10 protein-coding genes and 1 pseudogene are annotated in these 10,536 nt (G+C 73.4%); 5 read left to right on the top strand and 6 right to left on the bottom strand.

What is annotated here, in order from left to right:
* A pseudogene (locus tag ACZ4VL_RS39380) lies at positions 1 to 206 on the top strand (acetyl-coenzyme A synthetase); the annotation flags it as partial.
* 52 nt (positions 207 to 258) lie between these two features.
* Here the strand turns inward: ACZ4VL_RS39380 and ACZ4VL_RS39375 are convergent.
* The 4 genes from ACZ4VL_RS39375 to ACZ4VL_RS39360 all read right to left on the bottom strand — a co-directional run bounded on the left by ACZ4VL_RS39375 (position 259) and on the right by ACZ4VL_RS39360 (position 6,289).
* Complete coding sequence (locus tag ACZ4VL_RS39375; protein WP_468210450.1) at positions 259 to 3,078, bottom strand: helix-turn-helix transcriptional regulator; 2,820 nt, start codon at positions 3,076 to 3,078, stop codon at positions 259 to 261.
* A gap of 129 nt (positions 3,079 to 3,207) precedes the next feature.
* Complete coding sequence (locus tag ACZ4VL_RS39370; RefSeq protein WP_468210447.1) at positions 3,208 to 4,611, bottom strand: DUF2252 domain-containing protein; 1,404 nt, start codon at positions 4,609 to 4,611, stop codon at positions 3,208 to 3,210.
* 165 nt (positions 4,612 to 4,776) lie between these two features.
* The gene (locus tag ACZ4VL_RS39365) at positions 4,777 to 5,346 is read right to left on the bottom strand and encodes a hypothetical protein (protein WP_468210444.1); all 570 of its coding nucleotides are present in this window, start codon (positions 5,344 to 5,346) and stop codon (positions 4,777 to 4,779) included.
* 16 nt (positions 5,347 to 5,362) lie between these two features.
* Positions 5,363 to 6,289, bottom strand: a complete 927-nt coding sequence (locus ACZ4VL_RS39360) for a LysR family transcriptional regulator (protein ID WP_468210441.1) — start codon at positions 6,287 to 6,289, stop codon at positions 5,363 to 5,365.
* Positions 6,290 to 6,347: 58 nt separating this feature from the next.
* On the opposite strand from ACZ4VL_RS39360, the gene ACZ4VL_RS39355 reads away from it, so the two are divergent.
* The gene (locus tag ACZ4VL_RS39355; RefSeq protein WP_468210438.1) at positions 6,348 to 7,160 is read left to right on the top strand and encodes an NAD(P)-dependent oxidoreductase; all 813 of its coding nucleotides are present in this window, start codon (positions 6,348 to 6,350) and stop codon (positions 7,158 to 7,160) included.
* A 55-nt stretch (positions 7,161 to 7,215) separates the two neighbouring features.
* On the opposite strand, the gene ACZ4VL_RS39350 is transcribed toward ACZ4VL_RS39355, so the two are convergent.
* Entirely contained in the window at positions 7,216 to 7,626 is a 411-nt protein-coding gene (locus tag ACZ4VL_RS39350) for a nuclear transport factor 2 family protein (RefSeq protein ID WP_468210435.1), read from the bottom strand.
* Positions 7,627 to 7,879: 253 nt separating this feature from the next.
* On the opposite strand from ACZ4VL_RS39350, the gene ACZ4VL_RS39345 reads away from it, so the two are divergent.
* From ACZ4VL_RS39345 to ACZ4VL_RS39335, 3 genes are all read left to right on the top strand, one after another.
* A complete protein-coding gene (locus tag ACZ4VL_RS39345; protein ID WP_468210432.1) occupies positions 7,880 to 8,257 on the top strand; it encodes a twin-arginine translocation signal domain-containing protein in 378 nt (125 codons plus the stop codon).
* A 27-nt stretch (positions 8,258 to 8,284) separates the two neighbouring features.
* Positions 8,285 to 8,725, top strand: a complete 441-nt coding sequence (locus ACZ4VL_RS39340; protein ID WP_468210429.1) for a ribosomal maturation YjgA family protein — start codon at positions 8,285 to 8,287, stop codon at positions 8,723 to 8,725.
* Between the two features lie 129 nt (positions 8,726 to 8,854).
* Positions 8,855 to 9,739, top strand: coding sequence for a CAP domain-containing protein (locus tag ACZ4VL_RS39335; RefSeq protein WP_468210426.1), 885 nt, complete (start codon positions 8,855 to 8,857; stop codon positions 9,737 to 9,739).
* 29 nt (positions 9,740 to 9,768) lie between these two features.
* Here ACZ4VL_RS39335 and ACZ4VL_RS39330 read toward each other — a convergent pair whose 3' ends face one another.
* Positions 9,769 to 10,332 (bottom strand): nitroreductase family protein, encoded by a 564-nt coding sequence (locus ACZ4VL_RS39330; RefSeq protein WP_468210423.1) that lies wholly within the window; start codon positions 10,330 to 10,332, stop codon positions 9,769 to 9,771.
* Between the last annotated feature and the right edge of the window lie 204 nt (positions 10,333 to 10,536).

Here is a 10,536-nt window from a genome sequence, read left to right as displayed (position 1 = left end):
TCGGCACCACCCTCGGCCCCATCGCCAAGCCCAAGCGCGTCCTGCCCGTCGCGGAACTCCCCAAGACCCGCTCCGGCAAGATCATGCGCCGCCTCTTGCGCGACGTCGCCGAAAACCGCGAACTCGGCGACGTCACCGCCCTCACCGACTCCTCCGTCATGGACCTCATCCAGAGCAAGCTGCCGAGCGCACCTTCGGAGGACTGACGCCGCACGCCCCCGCCCGGCCCGGGCCGGGCACGCGCCCGCTCGCCCGCCCTCAGCGGCGTACGGAGCCCGGTGCCGCCAGTGCGTCCGCCAGGCCGGGCCGACCCTGGATGCCGAGCTTCCCGTACGCCTTCGTGAGGTGGACCTCGACCGTCCGCAGGCCCACGTACAGGCGCGCGGCGATCTCCTTGTTCGTCAGGCCCTCGGCGGCCAGTGCGGCGACCCGGCGCTCGGACGGGGTCAGTGCCTGCGCGCCCTCCTCGGCCGGGGCGTCGGGACGGTAGCCGGCAGCCCGCAGTTCGCACTCGGCGGCGTCGGCGACGGCGGTGGCCCCGCACCGGCGGGCGGTGACCGCTGCGGAGCGCAGGTGGGAACGGGCGTCGTCGAGGTGTCCGGCCTGCCGCAGCCGGGCCCCGCAGTCGGCCAGCGCCTGTGCGTGGGCCAGCCGGGCCGCGGTCGGCTCCAGCAGCGCGACGGCCTCGTGCAGCAGCGCGAGGCCGTCCGGGCCGGGGGTCACGAGGCCGAGCACGCGCAGGGCATTGCCGGTGATCTCGGGAGCGCCCCAGGCCCGGGCCAGTTCGGCCTCCTCGGCGGCGAGCGCCACGGCCTGCCGGGTGTCGCCGAGGGCCGCACGGGCGAGAGCGGCCTCGGAGCGCCACGGCAGCACGGCCGGACCCGACATCAGGCGGGTCGTGGCGCGCTCCCCCGCGCGCAGCAGGTCGTCCAGCCCTTCTTCGACCCGGCCCCGGGCGACCTTGAGGCGCCCCCGGACGAGGGCCGTGAAGTCGTTGGCCCAGTGCTGCCCGAGGGTGCCGGTGAGGCCGTGCTCGGACAGCAGGTCCTCGGCCTCCGCCAAGCGGCCCTGCTTGGTCAGGGCGTCGGTGAGCATGGCGACGCTGTGGCTGGTGGTGGGGCCCGCGCCGACGCCCCGCAGTGCGGCGATGGCGGCGCGTGCGTCGGCCTCGCACCCGCGGACGTCGCCCAGACGGTAGTTGATGCCGGCCCGGAGCGTGGTCAGGTACGCCTGTCTCAGCGCGGCCGCCTGCCCGCGGGATCCTTCCAGGCTCGCGTTGACGTGCGCCAGCGCGAGATCGGGGCGGCCGGCGGCGGAGAACGCCAGAACGGGCGCGGTGTACACGTACGACTCGTCGCCCTCCGGGCAGACCCCGCCGGCCAGTGCCTCCCGGGCGTGGGCGAGGGCGTCCTCGCGGCGGCCGCCGCCGTCGAGCAGGCAGCGCAGTGACAGCAGCGCGGCGAGGGACCGCTCCGCCGGCGAACCCTGCGCCGCGGCCGGGTCGAGTTCGTGCAGCCGCGGCAGGGCCGCCGCGGCGGTGTGGATCCGGCCGAGCTGGCCGTACAGCAGGTCGATCTCCAGCCGGAGGGCGTGCGCCGGTCCGGTGTGGCGGATGCGCTGCGCGGCGCGTCTCAGGACGTCGAGCCCCTCGGGGTACCGGTCGAGGGTGAACAGGGCCCCCGCGAGGGACCGGGCGGCCGCAGCCTGTTCGCCGGGCACGGTGGCGAGGTCGAGGGAGCGTCTGAGCGTGTGGACGGCGGTGGGGACGCAGCGGGCCAGTTCGGCCTCGCCGAGGGAGGCGAGTACCTGGGCGCGCAGCTGTTCCCGCAGGGGTTCGCGCAGGGCCCGGCGCAGGCAGGCGACGGCGGTGGCGTTCTCGCCGTGTTCCAGCGCGTCGTCGGCGGCGTTCAACAGGGCCTCGGCCGTGCCGTCCTGTCCGATCGGGCTGCCGAGCAGGTGGGGCACGACCTCGGCCCACGCCGCGCCCTGGTCGATGAGGAACCGGGCGGCCCGGGAGTGGAGTGCCTGGCGCCTGCTCGGCACGACCTCCGCAGCGACGGCCGCGGCGAGCAGCGGGGCACTGAAGGTGCTGCCGTGTTCGCCGGGGACCATCGTGCCTGCGAGCGTGAGGGCGTGCAGGCTGTCCTCGACGACGTGCTGCTCGATTCCCGAGGCGAAGGCCAGGAGTTCGGCGGCCGGGGGGTGCGGGCCTGCGAGGACGGCGGCGGCCTCGGCGGTGGCGAGCACCCCGGGGCCCATCGTGCGCAGCGCGGCGTGCACGGTGCGGCCGGTCCCGGCCGGTACGTGGCGGTCGAGGGCGGAAGCCGTGGCTGCGTCGGGTGCTGCCGCGGCGGAGCGCAGCGAGCGGAAGAGGGCGTGCAGCAGGGCGGGGTTGCCGCCGGTGGCGGTCCGGCAGGCAGTGACGAACTCGGGCGCGGGCTCCGGGCCGGGACCGGTGCGGGGCTCGGCACCGGTCCCGGCACCGGTCCCGGCACCGGGCTCGGTGCCGAGGACGGTGCGGACGAGTCGTGCGACGTCGGCGTCGGTGAGGGGCGTGAGCCGGATGCGCCGGTGGAACAGCGGCAACAAGGTGCCCACGGGATCGTCGTCCGACGGGAAGCGGCCCGGGCCGTGGGTGGCCACGACGGTGACGGGCAGGTCGTCGAGGCGGCGGAGGAGGGTTTCCAGCCAGGCGGCCGAAGCGGCGTCGGTCCACTGGAGGTCGTCGATCCCGAGGACGGTGCGCGGTGCGCGGCGGGCGGCGGCCGCGATCAGGCGGTGCGCCTCCTCCCCGGCAGCGGGGCCGGGGCCGCCGAGGCCCCCGGGCCGGCCGTCCCGGGGGCTCGGGAGCTGCTCGACGAGCTGCCGGACCAGCCCCGATCGGGTGTGCGCGTCCGCCGGTTCAGCCATGGCGGACAGGACGAGGCCGCCCTCGCCGGCGGCGCGGCGGAGCGCGGCGCGCAACAGTGCGCTCTTGCCGGTGCCGCGGCCACCGTGCACGACCACGGCGGTTGCCGGGGCATCGGGGCGGGTCAGCTCGGTGAGGACCGCGAGCTCTCGTTGTCGTCCTGTCAGCACGGCTGCCGCCTCGTGTCCTGCCTCGTCCTGCCGACAGCGGCACCGGGTGGTTGCGCGGCCGTGAGCTCGTATCTCCTGGCCAGAATATTACGTACGGTGAGGCAGCACGGGCCCACACGCTCCGTGCGGTCAGCCCTCGGCCGTGGGCACGCGGCCGGTCCGAGCGGCTTCGACGAGCGCCGCGTAGTCCCGCTGGTTCTGGTCCGCGTACGCCTCCGCGAAGTCGACCAGTGCCCGGTCGAAGGTGTCGACCGTACCGAGGTAGGCGGCGATGGCGACGGGGTCGCCGGAGCGCGCGTGGGACCGGGCGAGCGAGGAACCGCAGGCCCCGGCGAGCAGTTGCAGGCCCTGCGGGCGGATGTTCTCCGTCGGGGCGCCGCCCTTCCAGTCGTAGAGCTGGCGGACGTAGAAGTCGCGGCTCCGGCCGTCGATGCCCGTGGCCCGGTCCCAGCCCAGGAAGATGTCGCTGGCGGCCTGCACCAGCCGCTGTCCGGCGACCACCCGCTGTCCCTGGTTGTCGTACGCGGTGGGCCGGGTGTAGGGGGCCAGTACGGATTCCCCGGCTTCCTTGGCCTGGAGGAGCAGCGGGTCGTCGTCGTCACGGCCGAGCAGCAGGATGATCCAGCAGCGCGTGCCCACGCTGCCGACGCCGACGACCTTGCGGGCCATGTCCACGACGTGGAAGCGGCCGAGCAGCTCCCGGCGGTCGCTGGGCAGGCTCTGCCCGTACGTGTCCAGGAGCGCGCGCACGAGGGGGGCCTGGTCCGTCAGGTCCGTCCCGTCCTCCGTCGGGCCGGACTCGGCCAGCAGGTCCGACAGCGGGACGATCAACGGCGGATTCGGGGCGATCCGGAGCTTTCCGTCGACCCGGTGGGTGAGTTTGGCGAGCGCCTGCAGGTGGTCCTTGCCGCGGGCCTTGGCGAAGACCTCGTCGGCGCGGCGCAGCAGGCGTGCGCCGCCGTGGGCGGCGAGCTCGCGCAGGCCGGCGGCCTCGTCCTGGGCGTACCAGATGTCGAGGACGCGCAGGCCGGCGAGGTGTTGCATCCGCAGCCGGTACGCCGATACGGCCTCGCGCACCACGGCGGCCCGGTCGCGCCCGCTGAACCCTCTTTCACGGCCCGCGATGGCGAGGCTGGCGGCGAGCCGTTTCACGTCCCACTCGAAGGGGCCGGGGTGCGTCTCGTCGAAGTCGTTCGCGTCGAAGACGAGTGTCCGCTCGGGCGAGGCGAAGAGCCCGAAGTTCAGGAGGTGGGCGTCACCGCACAACTGCGCCGTCAGACCCGTGTGGGGTGCCGCGCCGAGGTCGGCGGCCATGACCGCCGCCGCCCCCCGGTAGAAGTGGAACGGCGACAGCAGCATCCGGCCGTAGCGGATGGGCACCAGCTCCGGCACCCGCGTCGTGCACTGCGCCTGGAGGACTTCCACCGGGTCGGGCCGCGCGCTCCCCGGCTCGAACCCCGCATGCTGTGAGCGCCGCAGGTTCGCGCGTGCGAGCTTTCCGCGCGCGGCACGTTCGTCCGGGGAAGTCGTCACCGTGCCGCCTCCTTGAGGAGCATCACCCCCCGATCGGCTGCGCTTCCATGCTCGCGTCCGAAGACGTTGATCGCCATGCGGGTCGTCGGGCCGTCGGTGCGGGCCCGTGCCACCGTTCCCCGTGCCCCGTGCCCCGTCCGACGCACGTGAAGATCGGCTGTGTGGTCAGCTGGTGGTCTGGTCCCCGTCGGGTACGTCCTCGACCGTGACCAGGCGGCGGGGCAGTTCAAGCCCCCGCGACACGGCACGGGCGATTCCTTCGGGGTCCGGGTGCGTCGGGTACGGCGGCTGTTCGTCCTCGCCGTAGGTCTCGATCGCCTTCACGAAGTAGCCGGGGTGCCAGGCGCCGACCGCTCCCTTGACCTCGATCGCCTTCACGGGGCGATCGCCGACGAGGTGTTCGAGCGCGGCCAGGATCTCGTCGGACCGCAGTTCACCCGGTACCTGGAACAGGCTGGCATGAGCACCGACGAGACCGCCGTCCCGCAGCCGCACGGTCACGGTGAGGCAGCTGGTGACGCTCGGATAGGTGATCACACCACCCGGTGCGACCTCCTTGACCTGCCCTTCCGTCACCGTGGCCCGGTCGGGTGCCGTCGAGCGGACCGCCGCACGGGATCCCGTGGAGGTCGTCCCGTAGCGGGCGCCGTCAGCGGCCGTACTGGGCGAGGTGAGGGAAAGTGCGCCCACCAGGGCGACGACGAGGACGGCCGTGCCGCGCTTGATATCGATCACAACGTGGCATTCTCCGTCATCGGCCTCGGCTCCCGAGCGCTCGGTGCACCGCCGCCGACTCCGCAGCCCCGCGCAGGTCCGTCAGGAAGGCCGTGGCCGCAGGGGACGGCGTGAGGCCGCGGGGGGTGGCGGCGTAGACCTTGCGGTGGGGAAGGTCCGCCGGGTCCACCGGGACCAGCGCGATGTCCGCCCGGGCCGCCCCGGCCGCGAGGGCCGGCAGGACCGTGATGCCGAGGCCCGCCGCGACGAAACCCAGCTTGGCGGTCCAGTCGTTGACCCGGAACGCCACGCGTGGCCGGAACCCGTCGGTCAGCGCCGGCGCCAGCAGGGTCCGGTCGGGGCGGACATCGCCTTCGATCCACGACTCGTCGGCCAGGTCGGCCACCCTCAGCCGGGCCCGCCCGGCGAACCCGTGCCCGCGCGGCAGCGCCACGTACATCGGCTCGTCCAACAGGAAGTGCAGATCCGGTCCCGGGAGCGGTGTCCCGTCGGGGGCGCTGAGGACGGCCACGTCGAGGCCGCCCTCGGCGAGCAGGGCGACGTGCTTGGCGGTGGGCCCCTCCGTGTGGACGACGGTGACGCCCGGATGGCGCGCCCCGAACGCGGAGACGGCGCGCGGCACCAGCGACACGTCGGCGGTGGCGAAGGCCCCGATCCGCAGCGTGCCGCCGCCCAGCGCACGCAGTTCGTCCAGTTCGGCGCGGGCTGCCCGCAGCCGGTCCCGCATGCCCTGCGCGTGGGGCAGCAGCACCCGCCCGGCCTCGGTCAGCCGCACCCCGCGCGGCAGCCGGTCGAACAGGGCGGCGCCCCACTCCTCCTCCAGCGCCTGGATCTGCCGGGACACGGCCGATTGGGTGTAGCCCAGGCCGCGGGCGGCGGCGGTGAAGGACCCGTCCCGCGCCACGCGCAGGAACACCTCGTACAAGCTATGCGGATCAGGCATGTCAACCATGCTAGACATTCGCTTGTGGCATGGGCGGCAGGTTTTCTACGGTCGCTCCATGAAGAAGAGCGCAGCGAAGATCGCATTCCTCGGGCTCGGCAGCATGGGCGCCCCCATGGCGGCCCGACTGCTCGACGCCGGGCACCCCCTGACCGTCTGGAACCGTACGGAGCACAAGGCGGCCCCCCTCGTTGCCGCCGGTGCCCGGCTCGCGTCCGGGCCGGCCGAGGCCGTCCGTGACGCCGACGTCGTCGTCACGATGCTGTCCGACCCGGCGGCCGCCCGCGCCGTGGCCGACGCCGTCATCCCGGCACTGCGGCCCGGCACCCACTGGATCGACACCTCGACGGTCGGACCCGACACGATCCACGCGCTGGCCGCACGCCTCCCCGAGGAAGTGACGCTCATCGACGCCCCGGTGATGGGCAGTGTGGACCGGGCGGCCGCAGGGACGTTGTGGGTCCTGGCGGGCGGCTGCCCGCTGCCCGAGCCCGTCCGTACGGTCCTGCGCACGCTCGGCGAGATCACCGAGTGCGGGGCCACCGGCACGGGGGCGGCCCTCAAGCTCGTCCTCATCAACGCGGCGATCGGCGGCGTCGCCCTGGTCTCCGAGGCACTCGCGCTCGGCCGGGCCCTCGGCCTGCCCGCCGACCTGGTCCGCACCGAACTGGCCAAGGGCCCGTTGGCCGGCGCGGTCGCCCGCACCTTCGCCGAGGGGTCCCACTTCCCCGTCTCCCTCGCCGCCAAGGACGTGGGCCTGGCCACGGCCCACGCCTCCCTGCCCGTCCTCGCGGCCGTCGGTACCGTCCTCGCCGCCCAACCCCGCCCGGACACCGAGGACATCGGCACGCTCCGGCAGCGACTCCGGTGACCGACCGACCCGACCGACCCGGCCGACCCGGCCGTCCTCCGGGCGGGCAGAGCCCTCAGCCGATCGCCTCCGGCGCGAAGTAGTCACGGAGTCTGGCGATCCTCCCGTCGCGGATGCGGAAGATCTGCACGAGCGAGACGGTCACGTCCTCACCGTCCCCGTCGAAGACCGTGTCGATCTCGGCGATGAACACGGCGGGGTCGGACGTGGTGTGCAGTACGTACCCGGACTTCTCGAGGTTCGGCGAGCGGTGTCCCTTCGTGGCCTGGCTCCGGTAGTACGCCGCCATGGCGGCACGGATCTCCTCGCGGCCCACCAACCGCCGGGGAAAGGACGCGCCGGCAGGCAGGAGCGGCGCCTCGAAGACTCCGTCCGCCGTGAAGCTCTCGGCCAGGGCGTCGGCGTTCCGGGTGAAGGCACCGGCGTACACGTAACTCTCGAAGATCTCCTGGGGCGTTCTGGACACGGCAGCCTCCCTGGGGGCGAACGTGGATGTGGACAGTGGACATGGACGTCCAGATCACCACAGTGGCGCCAGCGGGCGCCGGGTTTCCGTGAACGGGTCCGACCGCCGTCCTCACTGTGGCGGTTGAAACCGCGGCCCGCTCCGGGGTGTGCAGGAGGAAACCGCCTGATCCGTCGGGGAGCAGGTACGTTGCCCGAGCCGTTGCAGAGCCCCCACACCACCATCACCCTCACCACGGCCACGGAGGCGAACCATGTCAGGAATTTCGCGGCGCTCACTGCTCGGATACTCGGGAACCGCCGCGGCGGGAGCGGTTCTCGCCTCCGGCGGCTCGGCGGAGGCCGCGCAGGCGCACGCCAAGGAGGCCAAGGCCACCGCAGCCGCGGCGGCGCAGGGCACCCAGGCGGCACCCGCGTTCCCCCGGGGGACCCAGTTCAAGGGCACGAGCATGGTCCCCGACGTCGGTGGAGAGGTGGTGATCACCTTCAGCGTCTCCACGGTCGACGCCCCGGCCTCGTACGACATTCCTCCCATCGAGCTCGCCAACGCCCTGAACAAGATCGCGCAGGCCCACGGCTGGTCCCCGATCACCTTCTACGGCACACCCGCACCCGCCCCCCTCACCCCGTAACGGCTCGTCGGCTGACACCATGGCGCCGTGCCCCTCATATCCGGAACCCGTGACAGCCGCGCCCTCCACCCGGTACGGACCCGACTGGCAGCAGCGGGCGCGGCGGCGGTCACCGTCGGCCTGGGACTCGGGCTCAGGGCCTTGGCGACCGGGAGCGCGGCCAAATACGGCGGTGACGCGCTGTACACCGTCCTGGTGCTCGCCCTGGTCGTCTCGGCAGTACCGCGGGTCACGCCCCTGAGGGCTGCGGGAAGTGCGCTGGCCTTCAGCTGCCTCGTCGAGTTCCTGCAGCTGAGCCCGGTGCCGTCGGAGCTCTCCCGGCACAGCACCGTCGCCCGCCTCGTACTCGGTTCCACGTTCAACCCGCCCGACTTCTTCTGGTATTCGTTCGGCGCGGCAGTCGGGTGGCTCGTCCACACCGCGGTGGCGAGGCGCTGGCCCGCGCCCTCGTCACGTACGGACGGGTGATGCCCGGTCGGATCCGTTCCGCGCCGGCCGCCGAGAAATCCCGGTTCGAAAAGTTGTTATGGCGGCTGCTGCCGCAGGTCTCCTTCTACGTCAGGTCACATCAGGTCAGGCCGTAGTACGAGGAGAACGATGCAGCACCACCGCGACGACGAGCGCACGGAGTGGATATCCACCGACTCCGGCCGCACCGCCGGGCACCGCAAGCCGGTCCGCAAGGCTCCGCTCCTGGGCATGGCGGCGGCCGCGGTCGTTCTTGCCGGGGCCGGCGCCGGCGCCTACACCCTGGGCTCCCCGGAGTCGTCCCCTGCGGGCACGGCCGTGGCGAGCGCGCCCTCGGCGCTCCCCCCTCAAGCAGGGGTCCCGGTCGGGTCCGCGCCCGACCCGACCGGTACTGCGAGTCCCACGGCGACCGCCACCGCCCCCGGAAGCGGCGCCTCAGCCTCGGCCGAGGCGTCGCCCGTAGCTGGCACCGGCGCCCCTGGCGAGCCCTCGCCGAAGCGGTCCACCGCCACGCCCCCGAGCCGCGAGCAAGCCGCTCCGGCGCCGACCGGCCGGCCGTCGGGCTCGGGTCCGGTGGGTCCTGACCCCTCCGTCCGCGGCTCGCGCTCGTCGACGCAGGCCGTCAAGGACGCCGAGGCCATGTCCCTCCAGCTCCTCAACGCGGAGCGCGCCACCGTCGGGCTCCCGCCGCTCGCCCCCAGGCAGGACCTCGGCGACTTCGCCCGGGGCTGGGCCAAGCACATGAGGAACAGCGGTTTCGGGCACTCTTCCGACGGGGACAGCGCCTACCTCAAGACCGGCTCCCGCACGTGGATCGGCGAGAACATCGTCATGTGGAGCGGGGCGTCGATGACCGCGCAGGAGGCCGCCGAGAAGTTCCAGTCCATGTGGCGCCACAGCCCCGGCCACTACAAGGCACAGACCAACCCGAAGTTCACCGAGGTCGGCATCGGCATCTACCACGACGAATCGGGATGGTGGGGCGTGCACAACTTCTCGGACGGCAGGCCCTGACCTCCGGGGCCCGCCCACGCTCCGGTTCCCTACGCCGGCGGTGTCGGCCAGGGGGCCGTGCACAGATCGGTAGCGGTGCGGCGTTCGCGTACGACCGGGGGTTCGTCGGCCGCCCTGCCGATCGCGAGCATCGAGACGATCGCCCATCCGGGGTTCGGGCGCAGTTCCTCGGTCAGGGCTTCGAGGTCGAAGGCGCGGAACTGGTGCGTGGCCAGTCCCATGGCCTGGGCTTGGAAGCTCAGGTGGGCCACGGCCTGCCCGAGGTCGTAGTCGGCGAATTCGGAGTAGAGGACGGAGGAGTCGTCGACGTGGCGGCGGGTGAGGGTGACGAGCAGCAGGCCCGCGTCCTTCGCCCAGCGGGCGGAGCTGGGGGCGAGGTGGGGCAGCAGGCGCATGTGGTCCGGCTCGCCGGGCCGGGCGGGGAGGAAGCCCCAGGGTTGTGAGTTGCCGGCGGAGGGGGTCCATCGGGCGGCTTCGAGGAGCAGACGGAGGGTGGGATCGTCGACGAGGCCGGCCGGATCGAACTTGTACGGGCTGAAGCGCTCGGCGAGGAGGGGGTGGAGCCGGTCGGGCCGGTGGGGATCATGAGGCACGTCTCGTTCAACTCGGCGTGTGCATGATCCATTTCCGGTCGTCCGGCTCACCTCACACGGATACGCGAAAACGCTCGGCCGGGGGTTTCCGGCCGAGCGTTTTCGCGTATCCGTCCTGTGGTCCCTGCCCGCTGGTGGCTTAGTACCAGTGGTTGGCCTGCCAGAAGTTCCAGGCCTCGACCGGGGAGCCGTAGCGGGAGTTCA

The sequence above is a fragment of the Streptomyces sp. NPDC029014 genome, from assembly GCF_055564695.1.
The sequence above is the reverse complement of the archived record's forward strand: the minus strand, read 5'-3'. Positions and strand labels throughout refer to the sequence as shown.

Excerpts from the sequence above, each read along its gene's own strand:
- ACZ4VL_RS39360 (WP_468210441.1), bottom strand. The coding sequence starts at position 6,289 with ATGCCTGATCCGCATAGCTTGTACGAGGTGTTCCTGCGCGTGGCGCGG.
- ACZ4VL_RS39345 (WP_468210432.1), top strand. The coding sequence starts at position 7,880 with ATGTCAGGAATTTCGCGGCGCTCACTGCTCGGATACTCGGGAACCGCC.
- ACZ4VL_RS39355 (WP_468210438.1), top strand. The coding sequence starts at position 6,348 with ATGAAGAAGAGCGCAGCGAAGATCGCATTCCTCGGGCTCGGCAGCATG.
- ACZ4VL_RS39335 (WP_468210426.1), top strand. The coding sequence starts at position 8,855 with ATGCAGCACCACCGCGACGACGAGCGCACGGAGTGGATATCCACCGAC.